Genomic DNA, 20235 nt, shown 5'->3' with positions numbered 1-20235 from the left:
CGCAACACACGATTTTCGCTGCCCTGTTCCGCCCTCGGGCACAAATGCCGGCGTCGCCCAAGGTCTCTTTTCGTTCCTCGCCCACTCGCCACGGATGACCCCGCTAACGGCATGCCGTTACAATCCCTCACTTTGTTCATTCAGACAGCACCGCAAGGAAAGAGCAACGTTCATGCGAGTCTCCCAGTACCCACTCAATACCGTTAAAGAAACCCCCGCCGACGCTGAGATCGTCAGCCACAAACTGATGCTGCGTGCCGGCATGATCCGCAAGCTCGCCGCTGGCATCTACACCTGGCTTCCCCTGGGGTTGCGCGTGCTGCGCAAGGTAGAAACCATCGTCCGCGAAGAGATGGACCAAGCAGGGGCACTGGAGCTCTCCATGCCGGCTGTGCAGCCCTCCGAGCTGTGGGAAGAATCGGGCCGCTGGCAACAATATGGGCCCGAGCTTTTACGCATTCGCGATCGTCATAATCGCGACTTCTGCTTCGGCCCCACGCACGAAGAGGTCATCACCGATCTGGTGCGGCGGGAAATCAGCAGTTACAAGCAACTTCCTCTCAACTACTACCAGATCCAGACCAAGTTTCGCGACGAAATCCGACCCCGTTTCGGCGTGATGCGCGCCCGTGAATTCCTGATGAAGGACGCCTACTCCTTCCATCTCGACCAAGCCTCGCTGGAGGCGACCTATCGGGTGATGCACCAGGCCTACTCCAACATCTTCAACCGTTGCGGCCTGAGCTACCGGCCGGTGAGCGCCGATTCTGGTTCCATCGGTGGCGCTGTTTCCCACGAATTCATGGTACTGGCGGATTCCGGCGAAGATGCCATCGCATTCTCCGACAACAGCGATTACGCGGCGAATGTCGAGTTGGCCGAGGCTATCGCACCCCACGCGGAACGAGCGGCACCCTCGGAAACCATGCAACTGGTCGACACGCCAAACGCCAAAACCATTCAGCAGCTCGTGGAGCAATTCAGGATACCGATCGAGAAGACGGTCAAAACCCTGATCGTCGCGGCTGCGGAAGAGAGTGATCCACCGTTGGTGGCGCTCATGGTACGTGGCGATCACGAGCTGAACACAATCAAAGCGGAGAAACTATCCCAGGTGGCGATCCCTCTGCGTTTCGCTGACGAGCAGGAGATACGCGAAGCCATTGGCGCCGGACCCGGTTCCCTGGGCCCGGTAAACCTTCCTCTGCCGCTGATTGTTGACCGCGCGGTGGCGGTAATGAGCGACTTCGGCGCGGGTGCCAATATCGATGATAAACACCATTTCGGCATTAACTGGGAACGCGATGTCCCGCTACCCGAGGTGGCGGACCTGCGCAACGTGGTGGCCGGAGATCCGAGCGCTGACGGCAAAGGCCGGCTCTCCATCGCCCGCGGCATCGAGGTGGGTCATATCTTTCAGCTGGGCACCAAGTACAGCTCGGCGCTGGGGGCCACAGTGCTCGATGAAGAGGGACGTGACAGGACGCTCCTGATGGGTTGCTACGGTATTGGCGTAAGCCGGGTGGTCGCCGCAGCCATTGAGCAAAATCACGATGACAAAGGAATCTGCTGGCCAGCGCCTATTGCACCGTTTCAGGTCGCGCTGCTGCCGATGAACATGCACAAATCCGGGCGCCTGATGGCGGCGACCGACGCCCTCTATCAACGTCTACAGGAGGCCGGATTCGAAGTCCTCTTCGACGATCGCAAAGTGCGCCCCGGGTTTATGTTTGCCGACATGGAGTTGATTGGCATTCCCCACCGTGTAGTGCTGGGTGAGCGTGGATTGGATAATGGCCTTGTCGAATACAAGGGACGCCAGGACGATACCAGCACGGATGTGGCACTGGACGGCATCATCGACTTCATTCGCGAGCGATTGAACGCATGACAGGAATCGCCAGTGTTGCGTCGCGACCAGACAATGCTGGATGACCACCTTCGCGGGGCGCAATCAGGTCAACCTGCAGCCTCAGTCGTTCTCCGCGGGGGCCGCAACCTTGAATACCTCCTCAAGCGTCGTCAGCCCTTCGGCGACCTTCAGCGCACCGGCGATCCGTAACTCCCGCAGACCCTCCGTCAACGCCTGCTGCTTGACGGTTCGCAGACTGAAATCGTTCTGAATCATGCCTTTGAGCTTCGATGATATGGGCAGCATCTCGTAGATGCCGTGTCGCCCCAGATAGCCTGTATGGCGGCACTCATCGCATCCGACCGGTTGCATGATGGAGGTCGGATGTGACTGCATGCTGCCTGCGGTCAGTGCCTTCCAGGCTGCTGCATCCAACTCACCCGCCTGCTTGCAGTGCGGGCAGAGGGTACGGATGAGGCGCTGGGCCATTACCCCGAGCAACGTCGCGCGAATCAGGTAGGCCGGTACACCGATCTCCATTAATCGCGTTATCGCAGAAATCGAATCATTGGTGTGGAGCGTCGAGAGCACCAAGTGCCCCGTGAGTGCGGCTTGCGTGGCCATGCGCGCTGTTTCCAGATCACGTATTTCGCCCACCATGATCACGTCGGGATCCTGGCGCAGCAGGGTACGCACCCCGCTGGCAAAATCGAGACCGATATTGTGCTGGACCTGCATCTGATTGAAGCTGGGTTCTACCATCTCAATGGGATCTTCCACCGTGCAGACGTTGACCTCGGGTTTGGCCAGCTGCTTCAGTGTGGAATAGAGCGTAGTCGTCTTACCCGAACCGGTAGGGCCGGTAACCAAGACGATTCCGTGGCTATGACGGGTCATCGCATTCCAGGTGGCGACCGCGCTCTCGGTAAAACCGAGTTGCCGGAAGTCGCGCACCAAAACATCGGGATTAAATATCCGCATCACGAGTTTTTCACCGAATGCGGTCGGCATAGTGGAAAGCCGCAGTTCCACCTCGTTGCCTTTGGGCGTGCGGGTTTTAACCCGTCCATCCTGGGGGCGCCGCCGTTCCACCACATCCATACGACCCAGCGTTTTGATGCGACTGGTGACCGCCGCCATCACCGGGACCGGCATCTCGTAAACCAAATGGAGGACACCATCGATACGGAAACGAATGTTGCCGGCATCGCGGCGTGGCTCCACATGAATATCGCTGGCTCGCTGCTCGAATGCGTACTGCAACAGCCAATCCACGATACTGACGATGTGATGGTCATTGGCATCAAGCTTGCCGCTGCGCCCCAACTCCACCAATTGCTCCAGATTGGTGATACCGACCGGGCTCTCCGCGCCCTTCTCGGACACGGCCTCTTTGATCGAGCGGCTTAGCCCGTAAAACTCATCGAGATAGCGTGTGATCTCAGCGGGATTCGCTACCACCCGACGTACCTTGCAGCGCAGGACATGGGTAAGCTCTTTCACCCACTCACGAACCAGGGGTTCGGCGGTGGCAATCACGACCGCCTCGCGCTCCACCTCCACCGGCAGAATTCGAAACCGCGCAGCATAGGCATGCGACATCACCGCCGTGACCTTGGCAACGTCGATTTTCAGTGGATCGATACGGTAGTAGGGCAGGTGGCTATGCTGCGCAAGCCACTCCGTCAGATATTCCAAAGACAGTTTGCGTCCCGGATGACCAAGTAGCGTCCAGCCCTGATCGGCAATAACCACCAGGGGGTGAAGGTTCAAATGGCTGTTGGTTGTCCTGGCATACAGTTGCTGTGCCTGAGCATCGGCGACCAGACCCTCCTTTACCAGGGTCTCGACGATCTCGCCAAGCTTCAGCTTACGATCCGGCGTTTCTAACGCCTTTTTTCCATGCACCGCCAAACTGTTTCCTCCTCTACAGGACCGCGAAACGCCCGGGGATTACTTCCGCGCCATCTGCCGTTTCGGGCGTGACTTCCGCTACCACTGCTGCAGGCGACCCCCGCCATAGCCAAACTTCCAACTCCTGCAGCGCTTCCCGTGCGCCACATGCGAGCACTTCAACGCGACCATCTGCGAGATTACGGGCGTAGCCGGAAAGCCCCAATTCCAAAGCGATCTCGCGCGTCGCAGAACGAAACCAGACACCCTGTACCTTGCCGCCAACGAAGTAGCGCCGGCAAATCGATTCAGATGTGGCCATGGTTTTCTACACCCTAATGTCTAGGCAGAAATCCCGCTCATGAGTATCCTCAACTTCGACCTGCAGTGTCCAGGCTCCCAGCCTCCATCGCCACCGAGGTATGGCGCAGGCATTGGAAGCTGGCTAAAGTAGCCCCATGTGAGGGAAAATGCGGCGGAATCCACTCTAAATCCAGTACCATCCCCCGCAGTCACAGTTGCCATTGGGCCTATAGTCTTAGCATGACGCAAATAAAGTTAACGATACCGACGCGCAACGATCTGCCCGACCCGCGCATTGAGACCAGGCCCACAGAACTGCGCCGCTTTCTAGAACAGCTGCCGTACACCGATCCGATCAAAACCTGCGGTATAGTCAGCGAAGAGCTTGCCGCCCTCAATCGCCAACGCCTGACACCCCAGGTACGTCTTCCGCTGGTCGAACTTTATCGCCAGACCTTTCGCAAACTGATCCAACTTCAATCACGACTCCTACGTGCCGGAATCGCTGTACGTCAGAGCCGCAAGGCCAATGAATCATTGGCGGCGCTGAGCCGGTTAGCACGGGAACTCTCCTTTGCCTTCAAGATAGTGGTTACCGACAGGATGGCCGAAGGCGGTATCAGATCCGCCGACCGTATCCTCCAAGCCAGCATCCTGCGCGCAATCAAGTTTCTCGGTTTGGAGCAGTTATTCAGTTTTCACTCGTATGCACCCGCCTCAAGTCATGTTTGGGGCGAACTTAATCAATTGTATGCATTGGCATTAGAGCACGGGCTAGCCGACAACGCCTATATAGACGACGAAAACAGCAGCCTGCCCTCCTCCAGCATCACACACATCTATAAACAGATAGCCCTTACAGCGCGGAGTGACCCCTACCACCTTGGCAATGGTGAAGCCTGGAAGGTCTATGACTTTCTCGACCGTTGGGCCGAACTCGGAAAAATAACACGTCCCGCAAAGGGGCCGCGCAAGAACGGCCAGTTCTTAATCGATCTCGAAGGCACCAGCGCGCCCCAACCCCTCAATAGTGAGGCCGTGGAGATTGATTCCGATCGCCACCGGATTCTGGATACTCACGATCTCGCGCAGTGGATTGATGATCAGATCCGTGAACTTGAGGTAGGCAATCGCGCAGCAGAGGCGGGTATCCACCTGGAGTTGCCGACTCAGGAGATTGTGCGTGTACTGCGTTACCTGATGCTCAGCTGGTGGCACTGCCCGACCCGCCAACATGAAAGGCGCGAACGCCTCTCATGGGTCGAGGGCGTGTGCGGGCTAAACTCGGCCCATGAAGTGCTGAAAGAAGATGCGGAACTGGCGGCCGAATCACATCTGCACAAAGACGACTCCATCGAAATAAGCACCTCAGGCGCCATGCGTCGCCCAACCGGGATACGCGTACAACAGGAGCGGTGGCGACTGATCAATCACAGTACCGGCGGTGTTGCTCTGAGCGTGCGCCTACCATGCAACCCGGCGATGCGCGTCGGACAGCTGATCATTTTTCGTAATCCAGCAAGCAGCCAGGAAAATTGGCTGCTTGGCGTAATTCGATGGCTGAGCCAGGAGCAGGAAGACGAGATCAATGTGGGGGTGCAGTATCTCTCCGATCATGCGAAACCGGTTATCGTTCGCGACACCAGCGGCGATACGGTTCGCTCAATTGCCGCACTGGAAATCGAGATCCGCCAGGCAGACCGCCCTCTGCCGCCGCAACTGGTAACCCCGCATGGGATCTATCAGCCACAAAAGGAATCGGTTATCAAATCCGGCGATGGGCAGATCCGTATCCGCGCCAGCAAACTTATCGAGGCCACCAGCTCACTGGATCGCTTTTATTTCGAACGCATCAAGGGATAAGCCTCTCCCCCATAGAGGGCTTCAATATTTGCTACCACGCAGATAAAAAAAGGGGCCCTTTCGGACCCCTTTTCAATCAACTGACTTTAGAATCGCCGAATTAGCGGGCCAAATAGGCTCTGTCTGACTCTTCGACCTCACCGATGGACCAGGCCCCGCGGGTCTTGGCATGATTGACCGCCGCGTCCACTTCACTCTGCGATGGTACTTTATCGATGGCAAACTCCTGGCCGGGATAGATCAGATCTGCATCCTTGATCTGGTCCTGGTTCTTTTTGTAAATAATCGGCCACTGGTACGGATTTCCGTAAACCTCATCCTTACCGGAGATCTTCCACAGGCTGTCACCACGCTCGACGGTGTAGTTCATCATCGCCGAACGCAACTCGGCTAAAAGACCACTCAGTAGCGCATAGGCACGCTCACCTTCAAAACGGGCAATAGCCGCTTCGGCTTCGCGTAGCGTGTTGAGTTGATCGGCGTTCATCATGCTCTCATACTGCTTCGCTTCCTGGAGCAGTGCCTTAGCGCGCTCGAGCAATGCTTGATTGTAGCCCTGCTCAGCTTCGCTCCTGGCCCGGTTTGCCAATTGAACAGCACGCTCGAACTCGCCAGCGTCGTAGGCGACGACCGCCTGATTCAAGACGTCTTCTGTGCTGGGCCACAGGCCGTCAACCGAACGAGCCTTGTTAACGGCGGCACGCGCATCGGCAATCGCCTGGGCTGCAGCGGCCTTCAGATCCGCCATCTGGCTGGAAGTATCAGCCGGCGGTGGCGCCTCTTCCGGCGCCGTAGCACAACCCACCCCCATGGCAAGGACCAGGATACCCAGCCCAAGATACTTTGTTGCCGCGAAAATCTTCATGATGAATCGCTCCGAATTTAGAGATTGTTAGATTCTGAGTTGAATGTAAAAGTACTCAAACATTGGCAAATTTCCGAGTCGCCGTGCCCTGCATTTCTTGTCCTTGATTCTCGAAATACGCCGTAAACCGATGTTTGGTCCGGTTTTCCTCGCCAGACCGTAGCACCGCCCCTGCAATGAGTCAAGGATCCAGAGCACACCTGATATACCAAATTTCAACTTGATATATCGGTCGGCAATCCCAGCAGTTTAGCGGTCGGACTCCAACACTTTGCGTCTCGCCTCGAGCGCTAACTCCCTGGCGGTGCGTGCGCTCTGCCGAGCCTGGTCGAACAACCCTTTATCCAGAAGCTGTTTGGCCTGCTCCAAATACCGCTCTGCCTCACTCAAACTCTTCGGAGCCAATTGAGCTGCACCTGCGTCCCGCGCCGCCGCGATAGATTGGCGCGCATCGCTCATCTCCTGGACGGGTGCACTCGCGCAGCCGAACATTACGCTCAACCATAGGGCAGCGACTGCGACGCGTTTCACACTCAATGCGCGTTTGTTGAGACTGCCCTGTTTTCGTATCATGTTCGGGCTTGGTGACAGTATGGGTGAACGGACCCTATCACCCACCCTATACAGCGTCAAGATCAGGCACTTGCCTCTAAACTATCGAAATTTCCGCGGAGTTCACCATGGCGATCACCATCTATCACAATCCACGATGCAGCAAATCCCGCGAGGCGCTGGCGCTTCTCCGCGAGCATCAAACCGTCCCGCGGGTCGTCGCCTATCTCGATACCCCACCCAGCGTAGTCGAGCTGAAAAACCTGTTGCAGTTACTGGGAATATCCGCACGCGACCTGATTCGCACCGGCGAGCCAGAATACCGGGAATTGGGCCTTTCCGATCCCACGATGGATGACGATGCACTACTCGAGGCGATGGCGAAACACCCGCGCCTGATTCAACGTCCGATTATCGTACACGGCGATCGCGCAATCATTGGACGCCCGCCGCATAAGGTGTTGGACCTGCTCTGAGCCCATGAGCACAAGCGTTCTGGTTCTCTATTACAGTCGGAAGGGCGCCACGGCGGAACTGGCCCGCCAGATCGCGCGTGGGGTTGACGAGATCAAGGGAGTCCGCTCGAGGTTGCGCACCGTACCCGAGGTCTCGCAGGTCTGCGAAGCCAGCGAAGACACTATCCCTTTGCAGGGTCCTCCCTACGCCAATCTGGATGATCTCCGCGAGTGTCACGGCCTTGCACTCGGCAGTCCGACGCGCTTCGGCAATATGGCTGCGCCGTTGAAATACTTTATCGACAGCACGAGCACGCTTTGGCTCTCGGGTATCCTGGCAGGCAAACCAGCCGCTGTGTTCACCTCCTCCTCGAGTTTGCATGGCGGCCAGGAGAGCACGCTTTTGTCAATGATGTTGCCGCTACTCCATCAGGGTATGTTATTGCTTGGAATCCCCTATACAGAGCCGGCACTGCATCGAACCACCACCGGCGGTACGCCCTACGGTGCGAGTCATTTCGCACCAGAGGATGGACGGATCTCGCTCAGCACGGATGAGCGAGATCTGTGCCATGCACTGGGGAGGCGCCTGGCCCGTACCGCGCTGGCACTCAGTGCGGTCGACAGGACCGATTGAGCGGAATCCCTGCTTAACATGCGCCAGCTACCTCTAGGCATAGTGCTGCCTGACTCGACGACCTTTGACACCTTTTTTACTGGCCCTAATGAGGAGATCGTTGCCACTCTTAGGCAACATATTGGGCAGAACGACAGCGGATTGTTTGCTTTGTACGGCGGCACGGGCAGCGGCAAGACGCATCTGTTACAGGCCGCCTGCCATCTCGCCGCGGACCTGCAGCTCAGCCCCGTCTATCTCTCCTTCGCAACGACTGAATCTCTTCAACCGGAAGCATTGAATGGTCTTGAACACCTCGATCTCATCGCAATCGATGACCTGCACCGCGTTGCCGGATCAGATCAATGGGAGCACGCTTTGTTTCATCTTGTGAACGCGGCCCGCGAGCAATCGACGCAGATCGTGGTCGCCGCTTCCAATACGCCCGAAGCACTCGGAATCCGACTTCCCGATCTGCGCTCAAGACTCGACGCTGGCCTTGTGTATCGTCTGCGATTGTTGGACGACAGCGCCCGTTTGAGCGCGCTCCAATTACGCGCGCGCAATCGAGGTTTGGAACTGAGTGATGAGGTGGGGTGTTTCCTGTTATCGCGTTATCCGCGCGACCTGGGAGTTCTGTTCGACCTATTGAACCAACTGGACGAGGCATCGCTCGTCGAGCAACGCCGTCTCACGATTCCTTTTGTAAGGCAGGCGCTGAACCAGTTGCACTGATCAGCGAGTCCTGTCCTCCCTCGACACACGATGCGCACGCTGGCTCCATGCCCAGACATACCCCACGCCGCTGGCAATCGTCGTAACCACGACGCAGAAGGTCACCGCCTCGATAGCGGTCGTTGGAATCCCTGCGACGAGTTCTCCCGACACCACCAACAACACCAGCACGATCTGAGTGAAGGTGTTTATCTTGCTGATGGCCGTGGGCTCCGCTTCGAACCGCCCAACAAGTAAGTGGAATGCCAATGCCCCGCTGACGATCACCAAATCGCGCCCCAAAATCAGCAGAACCAGCCATACCGGCAACAGACCCGTCCAACCTAAAGCCACATAGCTGCCCACCAACAACATCTTGTCCGCCAAGGGATCGAGAAACGATCCGAGCCTGGTTATCCATCCGTTGCGTTTAGCCAAATAGCCATCCAGGCCATCAGAGACACCGGCTATGGCAAACACCAGCAACGCCTGACCATAGCGCTCTTCAGCGAGCAACCAGATGACAGGGCCGACGAGCAAGATGCGCAGGACCGTCAGCAGGTTGGGGATGTCACGTCGCGAAATCATTGCACCAAGCGATAGCGCAGGGTTGGCAGGATCGGCTGCTCCAAGGATGCCGAGCCACCAGCGGCAGCTATTGGTTGCAGCTGATTGGTCAATCCGATGACTTGCTGGAGGATTCGATAATCCCCTTCCAGGGTTACTCGAAACTGTACTTCACCCGCCGTAATCCTATCCGGAGTAAGAGATTTTATGGGTTGCAACGCACCCAAATACCGATGGAGTCGCGCATAATCCTCGAGTGAGTCGACAGCTTCCACGCGCAGTAGAAATTCGCCCCCTGAAAGCGACAAGCCGATAGGGGCGAATCGAGCCGCCAGCAGATCCGCAGTACCCTCCAATCCCTGAGCGAGCACTTGCGATGAAAGCGCTCCGCTTGAGATCCAGCTTGACGAGTTCCCGTCATGATAGAAAGCCCAGGCCGCCTCCCAAAGCCCGTCACTCTGGCGATAGATCCGCCCAACGAGAACCGCGTCGGGCTGATAACGCGCGGAAGCCTTGAGCACAGAGGCCCGAAAATTACCCCACACATCAGCGACGGAGAGCGCTGCCTGATCTTCCAGGTCGAGCAACGGCAAAAGAATGGGTATGCCTCTCCGGGCAGACGCCTCCCGCAGTTCGGTGACGATCCCAGGTTCCGAATCGGCGGCCACGAGATAACGCTGCGCGCCCTGTTCCACTGCCAACCAGATCAAGGTGCTCGGACGCACATCGCCCCAGACCGGCAACCCACGTTTGCGCAGAGCCTCGTTAATCGCATTGCTATCGAATTGAACGTGGAGGTATAGCGCATCCACTGGCGCCTGATCAGGCAAGGGTGAGGGGTGGGATCGTTTCTCGTACCGATACTGTTGGACAAACCCGGAGGCACCGCTTAGCAGCCCACGCGTTTCGGGTCGCTCCTCCAGGCGCGACTCCCCGGTCACCTTGATGAGCACTTGAGTCAACGCTGTCGCGATCGCCGCACTACGCTCATTGGTATCCTGCCCGGTAACAGGCACCGTGGACTGATAGAGATTCCCCACCTTCCCCGCCTGGAGCGATCCGCTAAACAGCAGCAGGCACATCCAGGTAAGCAGCAAACCCTTAGACCGACTCATGCATGCACTCACTAAACAAAGATCCGGTGTGGTTGAAGGCTACAATCATGACACAGTAATTACGGGCGAGTATGTGACTCAAACTAAGGTTATCGATCCACACCATCCGAGTTCAGTCAGCGCAACCCGATCGCCAAAACGCAACCGGCCAGATATGCCAGCAAACCGCCACTACGCCGCAACCCCGGCCGGTGAGAAATCCGGATAAAGATAGCATATAATCGTGCGCGGCCCGATTGTGTCACCAGGGCCGCACCCGTGTCCCATTCGACTGAACGAACAGCCAGGAGCCCTAGTGAGTTCTGAAGACAAATCAGGCAGCCCTCCCACCCGGAAGAAGCCCTCAATCAGCTATCGCGACGCTGGTGTCGATATTGATGCCGGAAACCGGTTTGTCGATCGCATCAAACCCATAGCCGCCCGCACAGCACGACCTGAGGTGCTGACGGGTCTCGGTGGTTTCGGTGCACTGTTCGCACTTCCCCTTGAGCGCTACCGTCACCCCGTCCTGGTCTCAAGTACGGATGGTGTGGGAACCAAGCTCGCCCTGGCCATTGAAACCGGCAAGCACGATACGGTGGGCATCGATCTGGTGGCCATGTGTGTCAACGACATCGTGGTGCAGGGCGCGGAACCGCTCTTTTTCCTCGACTATTACGCTTCGGGAAAACTTGATCTGGAGACGGCCACTCAGGTAATCAGCGGCATCGGCCGTGGGTGCGAATTGGCAGGAGCCGCCCTGATCGGGGGCGAAACCGCCGAGATGCCCGGCATGTACGCTAGCGGCGACTACGATCTGGCGGGTTTCGCAGTGGGGATAGTCGAACGCGACGCCATTATCGATGGCAGCCGGGTCGCACCGGGCGATGTCCTGATCGGGCTGGAGTCCTCAGGACCTCACTCCAACGGTTATTCGCTGATCCGTAAAATACTCGAAGTGTGTAGCGCCGACCTGAGCGCACCCTTTGCGGGGCGAACGCTCGGCGAAACACTACTGGAACCGACACGGATCTACGTCCGGTCACTGCTGGCGACCCTTGCCAAACATCCGATACATGCGCTTGCCCACATTACCGGGGGAGGTATCACAGAGAATTTACCGCGTGTATTGCCGGATCGCTGTAATGCCATCATCGAACGGCAGAAAATTCCGCGGCTTCCGATTTTCGAGTGGCTGCAAGCGCAGGGCGATATCAGCGACGAGGAGATGTTACGCACCTTCAATTGCGGATTAGGGATGATTGTTTGTGTAAGCGCCGCCGACTGCGAGGGCGTTCTCACGACTCTGCGCGAACTTGGCGAGACCCCGCACCTGATCGGCACGGTTGAGGCATCTGACAGCGAACACCCTAAAGTGGTCTATCGATGACCTCGGCAGAGGGGGCAACCCGCGTGGTCGCCCTTATCTCAGGACGGGGCAGCAATCTGCAGGCGTTGATCGACGCCGCCCGGCAAGGCAATCTTGCGGCTGATCTGGTGGCGGTCGTCAGCAATCGCCCTCATGCAACCGGATTAGACCGCGCAATAAAGGCCGGTATCGAAACCGTTATCATCGATCATGAGAACCACCCTGATCGCGACAGTTTCGACCGGGCACTGATGCAGGCGATTGACCGCTTCAGCCCCCGGTTGGTGGTCCTGGCAGGATTCATGCGCATTCTGGGCAAGGACATCATCGATCACTATGCGGATCGGATGCTCAACATCCACCCTTCGCTGTTGCCCAAGTATCGGGGCCTGCATACTCACCAGCGTGCATTGGAGGCGGGCGATACAGTGCACGGCTGCAGTGTGCACTTCGTCACCAACGAATTGGATGGAGGACCCGTGGTGGTGCAGGCCCAGGTACCGGTCCTGAACGGTGACGATGCGGATGCACTCGCAGCCCGAGTGCTCACACAGGAGCATCTTATATACCCCCTAGCAGTTCGCTGGTTTGCGGAAGGTCGCCTGCGCGTGACAGGAAACCGTGTGCTGCTGGACGGTCTGCCCCTGGCGACCCCCCCTGTCTTTGCCGGTTGATTTGGTCCGGTCACACTCGAGAGGGATTGCCGTGCCGCTAAACAGACGGCTTATTACGATAGCGACCACAGCGCTCGCGCTCGGAACGGGCCATCTCACTCTGGCCGCCAGCCTGATTCCTTTCGACGCCACTTACACATTGAGCAGCGGCACGACAATCGTGGGGGAGACGCGGTTAACTCTCGAACACTATGGCGAGCAGACCTACCGCTACACCTCCTCCAGCCGCGCCACAGGCTTTATCGGGCGACTGGTGGGTGGAAACATCGAAGAGCGTAGCGAAGGAAGTTTTTCCAGCGACCAGATCCGCCCCGCGCACTACATCTACCGGCGCACAGGGCGCAAGGAGCGTGAGGTGCTCCTCGAGTTCGACTGGCTTAAAGCGCAGGTCATCAATACGATCAACGAAGATCCGTGGGTGATGGCTATTCCCTCCGGCACTTTGGACAAACTGGCGGTTCAGCTGGCGTTGATGCTTGATCTCGATCAGGGCAGGCAAGCGATGAACTATCACATCGCCGATGGCGGGACACTCAAGGATTATCACTTCAAGGTTGCAGGCCGCGAGACCATCGAGACGCCCCTTGGACTCGTGGAAACGATCCGCATCAAACGTGATCGAGGCCACGCCGAACGCTACACCGAGTTCTGGTGCGCACCGCAGTGGGGCTATGCGCCGGTACGGATCGTGCAATATCGCAAAGGCGCGGAACACGCCCGCCTAAGCCTGCGCAAGATCACCGTGGGCGAAGTACCGTCCCGCAAATAAGAAACAGAGCCGTGTCGGCTCTGCCATATCAAATCAAGACCACACCCCGCGCGGCACCGTAAAGGTATCGAGTACCCGCATATAGTTTGACCGCTCAAAATCGGTAGGCTTGTCCGTGTGCTTTTGACTTACGCTGCCGATCAGCTGCGCCAGCGACTCATACTCCCGTTCCTGCAACCAGTTGCGCAATCCGTCGAGGATCTCGGTGATCTTACCGGGACCGTGCTTGAGCAGCACGCTGCAAAGCTGCGCCACGTTGGCGCCCGCGAGTAGTGCCTTCAACACATCCTCATGGCTATGCACCCCGCCGGTGACGGCAAATGAGAGATTGAGTCTTCCGTATAAAAGGGCTACCCAACGTATCGCCAACGGCAACTCCTCGGAGTTTGAAAGGCGCAAAACCGGCGTCACCGCCAGCGTCTCAAGGTCGATATCGGGTTGGTAAAACCGATTGAACATGACCAACCCATCCGCCCCGGCCTGTTCCAGGCGCCGCGCCATATTGGCGATGGAACTGAATTGCGGCGAAATTTTCATGGCTACCGGAATGGAAACTTCCTTGCGCAGCTCCTTGAGCAACTCGACGTACTGCATCTCCACCTCGACGCCGGTCTCCTCGGTATTGGCGGCGATGTAATAGGCATTCAGCTCAAGTGCATCGGCGCCCGCCTCCTGCAACTGCTTGCCATGCCGCACCCAGCCGGTCGTGGAAACACCATTGAGGCTGGCGATAACCGGAATGCTCAAGTTCTTTTTGAGCGCAGCCAGCTGCTCCAGATATTCGTCGAGGCCGGTGCGGTAACTGTCGGGGATGCCAAGCCGGGTACTCGATTCAGGATTGCCGAACTCTTGATGCGCAAGGAAAAAATCGATTCTCTCCTGCTCGTTGAGCAACTCCTCTTCAAAAAAGGAGTACATTACGACAGCGGCGGCCCCGGCCTCCTCCAGTTTCTTGGTGTCGTCGAGACTGCGCGACAAAGGAGAGGCCGAGACGACCAGTGGATTCTCTAGGGTTAGCCCCAAGTACTTGGTGCTCAGATTCATAAGTTATGCCCTCTCACGGATGGGTCTTTCGTTATACGCAGCAGAACCGGCACGCTTGGCGCGGGCGCCGCTCTACCTTAGTGCTGTGCACCAACCAGCTCGCGGGAATCGGCTAATTGGGCGCCTCTTCCTCCTCATTACCGTAGTCGAGTCCGGCCAGCTGCTCGTAGTAATGATAGCGGTCCTCGACCTTGCGTTGGCTGATACCCAGCAATCTATCCGCCTTTTCGGCATCGGTCCGCCACAACATGCTGAAGCGCGTCTCGGAACCCACAAACTCCTTGAGCGGTATGGAGGGTTTCTTGGAATCGAGTTGCAGGGGGTTCTTGCCCTCTTTGAGGCGCCGCGGATCGTAGCGCAACAGGTTCCAGTGTCCGGTGTTGACCGCCAGCTCCTGCTGTTGGTGATTCTGCGCCATCGGCACACCATGCTCGACACAGGGTGAATAGGCAATGATCAGCGACGGCCCATCATAGGCCTCCGCCTCGAGAAACGCCTTGAGCGTTTGCACATCTTTCGCGCCATAGGCCACCTGCGCCACGTAGACATGACCATAGCTCATGGCAATCTGGACGATATCTTTCTTGCCCAACTCCTTACCGCCCATGGCGAATTTTGCCACGGCCCCGATCGGCGTCGCCTTCGAGGCCTGACCACCGGTATTGGAATAGACCTCGGTGTCGAGCACCAGAATGTTGACATTGCGACCGGAGGCCATAGTGTGGTCGAGGCCGTTGAAACCGATGTCGTAGGCCCAGCCATCCCCGCCGATGATCCAGACGCTCTTCTTGACCAGCATGTCTGCAACGCTCTCCAGCTCGCGAGCCTCAGGCCGATCGATGCCCTGAATCTTCGACTTGAGCTCGGCCACCCGCTCGCGTTGCTCATGGATACCGGCTTCATCGGACTGATCCGCGTTGAGCAGCCCGTCGATCAGTTCCGCGCCGATCTGGTCTGCCAGTGTCTGTATCAGTTCGTTCGCATACTCGCGCTGCTTATCGATCGTCAATCGGAAGCCCAGTCCAAATTCCGCGTTGTCCTCAAAGAGTGAATTAGACCAAGCGACGCCGCGCCCATCGGCGTTTGCAGCCCACGGCGTGCTCGGCAGATTCCCACCATAGATGGAGGAGCAGCCGGTAGCGTTGGCGACAATAGCGCGGTCCCCGAACAACTGGCTGACCAGCTTCACATAGGGGGTTTCACCGCAGCCGACACAGGCGCCCGAGGTCTCAAAGAGCGTATCGAACAGCATTGCACTCTTCAGCGTATTGGGGCGCACCTGAGTGCGGTCGAAACTCGGCAGGGTGTAGAAAAACTCCAGATTCTCAGTCTCCTGCTCACGCAGCGGGGCTTGCGGTGCCATATTGAGCGCCTTGAACGAAGTGTTCTCTTTGCTCTTGGCAGGGCAGATATCCACGCATAAGGTGCAACCGGTGCAATCCTCCGGAAACACCTGATAGGTAATCAGCGTACCCTCGTCGAACTCCTTGCCCTTTACCTCGGTGTACTTGAAGGTCTGCGGGGCATTCGCCACGTCGTCCGCCTGAAAGACCTTGCAACGAATGGCCGAGTGCGGGCAGACCATGGCACATTTGCCGCAAAAGATGCACAGATCCTCCTCCCAGACCGGAATTTCCAATGCCAGGTTGCGCTTGTCCCAGCGTGCTGTCCCGACAGGGAACGTCCCATCGATCGGGATCAGACTCACCGGCAAGGCATCACCGCGACCGGCAATCAGCTCGCCCGTCACCTTCTTGACGAAATCCGGCGCCTTGTCAGAAACCGGTGGCGTCAGTTCCATGGTGCTGGTGACGGCATCCGGAACCTCAACCTGGAACATGCGGGCCAATGTCGTGTCGATAGCTGCAAAGTTGCGCTCAACGATCGCCTTGCCCTTGGTGCCATAAGTCTTCTCGACCGCGTGCTTGATTGAAGCGATGGCCTGATCTTTGGGCAGAATGCCCGAGATGGCGAAAAAGCACGTCTGCATCACAGTGTTGATGCGTGCCCCCATACCGGTTTCACGAGCCACGGCAATCGCATCGATCGTATAGAAGCTGATCTGCTTGTCGATAATCTGTTGCTGCATGCGGCGCGGCAAGGTATTCCATACCGCCTCAGGGCCGACAGGGGAGTTAAGCAAAAACACCGCGCCTTGAGCCGCTTTGTCGAGCATCGGATACCGCTCCAGGAAGCCTGGTTGATGGCACGCAACAAAGTTGGCTTCGTTGTCGCTGATCAGGTAGCTGGAACGAATCTTCCTGGGACTGAAACGCAGGTGCGACACCGTTACGGCGCCCGCCTTTTTCGAGTCGTAGACAAAGTACCCCTGGGCGTACAGATCGGTCTCTTCGCCGATGATCTTGATGGTGTTCTTGTTGGCGCTCACCGTGCCGTCCGATCCCAGACCGTAAAAGACAGCACGGGTCAGGCCTTCGACGTTATCGACCTGGAAATCGGCATCTATTTCGAGGCTGGTGTAGCAAACATCATCGATGATACCCACGGTGAAGTCGTTCTTGGGCGCCTCTTTGGCCAATTCATCGTAGATGCCCTTGATCATCTGGGGATTGAACTCTTTTGATGCCAATCCATAACGGCCACCCACTATGCGCGGTAGAGTGCTGAATCGAGGTGCGGCGCCGGTAAGGTCGGTGGCCAACGCCGTTACCACATCCTTGTATAGCGGTTCACCATCAGCACCCGGCTCTTTATTGCGATCGAGCACAGCGATCCGCTTGACCGTTGCGGGCAGTGCGGCAAGAAATGCCTGCGTTGCAAAAGGCCGATAGAGCCGCACCTTGAGCAGACCCACCTTTGCGCCCTGATCGTTGAGCGTCTCGACTACCTCCTCGACCGCCTCAGCGCCCGAGCCCATCATGACGATCACCCGCTCGGCATCAGCTGCACCGAAATAATCGAACAGGTGATACTGGCGGCCTGTCAACTCGGCAAATCTGTCCATCGTCTTCTGGACGATGGCCGGCATCTTCGCGTAATAGGGATTGGATGCCTCACGGGCCTGGAAATAGACATCAGGGTTTTGCGCCGTACCGCGGATAACCGGGCGCTCGGGAGACAAACCGCGTGCGCGATGGGCTTGGACAAGGTCGTCACGAATCATTGCACGCACCACGTCTCTGCCGACCTCATCGATCTTGCTCACCTCATGCGAAGTGCGGAAGCCATCAAAAAAATGGAGAATCGGCATGCGGGCTTCCAGTGTGGCCGCATGAGCAACCAGGGCAAGGTCCATCACCTCCTGCACGGAGTTGGAAGCCAACAGCGCCCAGCCGGTCGAGCGCACTGACATCACGTCGCTATGATCACCAAAAATGGAGAGGGCGTGCGCCGCCAGCGCGCGCGCGGAGACGTGCATCACCGCCGATGTCAGTTCACCCGAGATCTTGTACATATTCGGGATCATCAGCAGCAACCCCTGCGAGGCGGTGAAGGTGGTCGCCAGTGCACCAGTTTGCAGCGCGCCATGAATGGCACCTGCCGCACCCGCTTCGCTCTGCATCTCGATCACCTCAGGAACGCTGCCCCACAGGTTGCCCCGGCCTTCGGCCGACCATGCGTCGCAGAACTCCCCCATTGCCGAGGACGGAGTTATGGGATAGATAGCGATGACATCACTGCAAAGGTGTGCAATGGCGGCTGCCGCCTCATTACCCTCCAACGTGATCTTGTTAACGGTGGCCATAGAAATCCCCTCGCGGCGGTTTTACCGAGTTATGTGTTGATTGTGTTACACGGGGATATGGCATACAACGGAAAACGCCGGACTGCCATTGTGCAGCGCGCTTCTCTTGCCCATGTGACAGCGCGAAGCAGCAGTACTCCGGGTAAAACCTTCGACTTAACCCTCCCCCGAGGACGGTGAGATCCGGCAAGACCGGAATCCACCTTCGAGTAAGTCTAGCATGCCCTATTATTGCGTCGCAACAAGCTATTATCCTATTGATTAATCTATTAAATAAGCAATTTATTGACCCTACGGAATAGCTCGACTGCCCCACCAATCGGAGCATTTTCAAACCTTGAACAAACCGCGTTCACACCCCTATTGCGACTGACGCTCCAGCCAAAGCGCCTGACCGGTTCCCGCTCCCCTCCCGCCTCCAAACTACTGTCGCAACGCACAATTTTTTGCCGCCTGTGCCGACGTTCTGATAACATTCCACTTACTGGGGGTAACTTCGATCAGAAGTCGCGCATCGTCAGTCAGCAGCGTCACTTGCAGGATATGTATCCCTATTCTATGAGCGAATCCATGAGCGAAATCCGGACTATCAAGAAGTATCCCAATCGCCGTCTTTACGACACTGCGATCAGTAGCTACATCACCCTGGCCGACGTGAAACAGTTGGTCATGGACAACGTCGAGTTTCAGGTTGTCGATGCCAAGAGCGGCGAGGCGATCACCCGCAATATCCTCCTGCAGATCATTTCCGAGCAGGAAGATGAAGGTTCTCCCATTTTTTCCACCGATATGTTGACCAAAATCATCCGTTTCTATGGAGACAATCTGCAGAGTGTGATGAGCAGTTACCTGGAGAAAAGCATGGAGATGTTCATGGAGCAACAACACATTCTCCGTGACCAGATGACCGATCTTATGAGCCGAACCCCCATGGCGGTCATGAGCGAAATGGCTGACCGCAACCTGGCGCTTTGGCAGAAGATGCAGGAGAATTTCTTCGCCTCAGCGACAGGTAAGAACGACCCCTCTCACAACGAAACACCGAACGACAAGGTCTCTGGTAAAAAAGACCGTTGAGTTGATCCCTTCCGCACCACCCCATCCATAGGTCCTCCCGATCAGTATTCTGCACTGCACCAAGTTTCCCTGATACTTTCGCCATCCTCACAAAAAATTCATACACACAAGGTGGCTAGACGCTTGACATGGAGACCCTCTCTGCCTATGCTGCATAGCACCATTTGTGCAGCGCACAAACGTAATCCCCTAACGGGTGGGTTGTTAATTCGAGGAGCATGTCATGCAGAACGAAATGTTTGAGAATTGGAAAGAAGTGAACCAGGCCGCCCTGGCGCCGGTGGTGAGAATGAATCAGATCACCTCGCGTGCGATGGAGCGCTTGACCAAACAGCAACTGACCCTGGTTAGCGAAAGCATCCAGGAGGGGGTCAAGCAGAGTCAGTCTTTTGGTGAAATCAAGTCCTTGCAGGATCTGCTGCAAAAACAGTCCGCTTTGGCTGCCGATTACACCAGCAAGCTTCAGGGTCAGGCACAGGCCGCCCTGGAGATCATGCTGGAGGCGCAAGCCGAACTGAACGCTCTGGCTGAGGAGAACTTCAAGTCTGCCAGCACCAGGATCGAAGAGGGTTTCAAGGCAGTTGCAGTGAAGGTGGAAGAGGGTGTCAAGACCGCCACCGGCAGCACTAAGAAGGGCGCTACGCCAAAGAAAGCCGCCTGAGCGGCAAGTAGCGATCGCGTGACATGGAAAACCCCCTCAATGAGGGGGTTTTCTTTATGCGATTCGATGGGCCCAGAGGTGGCGATACCACCATACTTCGACGTATAGTGGCCGCCTCGTTTTTCGGCCGATGTTCTTCGCCCACCCAACATGGGAGGCGG

At 57.2% G+C, this 20235-nt stretch carries 18 protein-coding genes; 10 read left to right on the top strand and 8 right to left on the bottom strand.

Going from position 1 to position 20235, the window contains the following annotated elements; translation table 11 throughout:
- The first annotated feature begins 172 nt into the window (after nucleotides 1-172).
- Nucleotides 173-1891: a proline--tRNA ligase gene (locus tag DWQ09_11475; GenBank protein KAA3627775.1), complete on the top strand. Its 1719-nt coding sequence runs from the start codon at nucleotides 173-175 to the stop codon at nucleotides 1889-1891.
- Between the two features lie 81 nt (nucleotides 1892-1972).
- Here DWQ09_11475 and DWQ09_11470 read toward each other — a convergent pair whose 3' ends face one another.
- Both DWQ09_11470 and DWQ09_11465 read right to left on the bottom strand, forming a co-directional pair.
- Nucleotides 1973-3760 carry a type II/IV secretion system protein gene (locus tag DWQ09_11470; GenBank protein ID KAA3628016.1) on the bottom strand — a complete coding sequence of 596 codons (1788 nt, stop codon included), beginning with the start codon at nucleotides 3758-3760 and terminating at the stop codon, nucleotides 1973-1975.
- Nucleotides 3761-3779: 19 nt separating this feature from the next.
- Nucleotides 3780-4067, bottom strand: a complete 288-nt coding sequence (locus DWQ09_11465; protein KAA3627774.1) for an acylphosphatase — start codon at nucleotides 4065-4067, stop codon at nucleotides 3780-3782.
- A gap of 221 nt (nucleotides 4068-4288) precedes the next feature.
- On the opposite strand from DWQ09_11465, the gene DWQ09_11460 reads away from it, so the two are divergent.
- Nucleotides 4289-5911 (top strand): hypothetical protein, encoded by a 1623-nt coding sequence (locus DWQ09_11460; GenBank protein KAA3627773.1) that lies wholly within the window; start codon nucleotides 4289-4291, stop codon nucleotides 5909-5911.
- A 100-nt stretch (nucleotides 5912-6011) separates the two neighbouring features.
- Here the strand turns inward: DWQ09_11460 and DWQ09_11455 are convergent, their stop codons facing one another.
- Complete coding sequence (locus DWQ09_11455; GenBank protein ID KAA3628015.1) at nucleotides 6012-6281, bottom strand: LysM peptidoglycan-binding domain-containing protein; 270 nt, start codon at nucleotides 6279-6281, stop codon at nucleotides 6012-6014.
- 744 nt (nucleotides 6282-7025) lie between these two features.
- Nucleotides 7026-7349 (bottom strand): DUF4398 domain-containing protein, encoded by a 324-nt coding sequence (locus tag DWQ09_11450; protein ID KAA3627772.1) that lies wholly within the window; start codon nucleotides 7347-7349, stop codon nucleotides 7026-7028.
- Between the two features lie 107 nt (nucleotides 7350-7456).
- Between DWQ09_11450 and arsC the strand changes: the two genes are divergently transcribed.
- From arsC to hda, 3 genes are read left to right on the top strand one after another with little or no spacing between them, the layout of a single operon-like run.
- On the top strand, nucleotides 7457-7804 hold the full coding sequence (arsC, locus tag DWQ09_11445) for an arsenate reductase (glutaredoxin) (protein ID KAA3627771.1): 348 nt from the start codon (nucleotides 7457-7459) through the stop codon (nucleotides 7802-7804).
- A 4-nt stretch (nucleotides 7805-7808) separates the two neighbouring features.
- On the top strand, nucleotides 7809-8420 hold the full coding sequence (locus DWQ09_11440; protein ID KAA3627770.1) for an NAD(P)H:quinone oxidoreductase: 612 nt from the start codon (nucleotides 7809-7811) through the stop codon (nucleotides 8418-8420).
- Between the two features lie 18 nt (nucleotides 8421-8438).
- The gene (hda, locus tag DWQ09_11435) at nucleotides 8439-9134 is read left to right on the top strand and encodes a DnaA regulatory inactivator Hda (GenBank protein KAA3627769.1); all 696 of its coding nucleotides are present in this window, start codon (nucleotides 8439-8441) and stop codon (nucleotides 9132-9134) included.
- Here hda and DWQ09_11430 read toward each other — a convergent pair whose 3' ends face one another.
- Nucleotides 9135-9698 (bottom strand): CDP-alcohol phosphatidyltransferase family protein, encoded by a 564-nt coding sequence (locus tag DWQ09_11430; protein KAA3628014.1) that lies wholly within the window; start codon nucleotides 9696-9698, stop codon nucleotides 9135-9137.
- Nucleotides 9698-10795, bottom strand: coding sequence for a DUF2066 domain-containing protein (locus DWQ09_11425; GenBank protein ID KAA3627768.1), 1098 nt, complete (start codon nucleotides 10793-10795; stop codon nucleotides 9698-9700). The genes DWQ09_11430 and DWQ09_11425 overlap by 1 nt, the downstream gene beginning before the upstream one ends.
- A 295-nt stretch (nucleotides 10796-11090) precedes the next feature.
- Between DWQ09_11425 and DWQ09_11420 the strand changes: the two genes are divergently transcribed.
- The 3 genes from DWQ09_11420 to DWQ09_11410 are packed head-to-tail and all read left to right on the top strand — an operon-like array spanning nucleotide 11091 to nucleotide 13586.
- Nucleotides 11091-12164 carry a phosphoribosylformylglycinamidine cyclo-ligase gene (locus DWQ09_11420; GenBank protein KAA3627767.1) on the top strand — a complete coding sequence of 358 codons (1074 nt, stop codon included), beginning with the start codon at nucleotides 11091-11093 and terminating at the stop codon, nucleotides 12162-12164.
- A complete protein-coding gene (locus tag DWQ09_11415; protein KAA3627766.1) occupies nucleotides 12161-12817 on the top strand; it encodes a phosphoribosylglycinamide formyltransferase in 657 nt (218 codons plus the stop codon). Before DWQ09_11420 ends, DWQ09_11415 begins: the two co-directional genes overlap by 4 nt.
- Nucleotides 12765-13586, top strand: coding sequence for a DUF3108 domain-containing protein (locus DWQ09_11410; protein KAA3627765.1), 822 nt, complete (start codon nucleotides 12765-12767; stop codon nucleotides 13584-13586). Before DWQ09_11415 ends, DWQ09_11410 begins: the two co-directional genes overlap by 53 nt.
- 33 nt (nucleotides 13587-13619) lie before the next feature.
- Here the strand turns inward: DWQ09_11410 and DWQ09_11405 are convergent, their stop codons facing one another.
- Both DWQ09_11405 and nifJ read right to left on the bottom strand, forming a co-directional pair.
- A complete protein-coding gene (locus DWQ09_11405; protein KAA3627764.1) occupies nucleotides 13620-14630 on the bottom strand; it encodes a dihydroorotate dehydrogenase-like protein in 1011 nt (336 codons plus the stop codon).
- A gap of 112 nt (nucleotides 14631-14742) precedes the next feature.
- Nucleotides 14743-18336 (bottom strand): pyruvate:ferredoxin (flavodoxin) oxidoreductase, encoded by a 3594-nt coding sequence (nifJ, locus tag DWQ09_11400; protein KAA3627763.1) that lies wholly within the window; start codon nucleotides 18334-18336, stop codon nucleotides 14743-14745.
- Nucleotides 18337-18906: 570 nt separating this feature from the next.
- Here nifJ and phaR point away from each other — a divergent pair.
- Nucleotides 18907-19413 (top strand): polyhydroxyalkanoate synthesis repressor PhaR, encoded by a 507-nt coding sequence (gene phaR, locus DWQ09_11395; GenBank protein KAA3628013.1) that lies wholly within the window; start codon nucleotides 18907-18909, stop codon nucleotides 19411-19413.
- Nucleotides 19414-19636: 223 nt separating this feature from the next.
- Nucleotides 19637-20074: a phasin family protein gene (locus tag DWQ09_11390; protein KAA3627762.1), complete on the top strand. Its 438-nt coding sequence runs from the start codon at nucleotides 19637-19639 to the stop codon at nucleotides 20072-20074.
- Nucleotides 20075-20235 lie beyond the last annotated feature (161 nt).

The sequence above is a fragment of the Pseudomonadota bacterium genome (assembly GCA_008501635.1).
Classification (GTDB): domain Bacteria; phylum Pseudomonadota; class Gammaproteobacteria; order QQUJ01; family QQUJ01; genus QQUJ01.
Note: the sequence above shows the minus strand (reverse complement) of the source record. Positions and strands in the feature narration are given on the sequence as shown.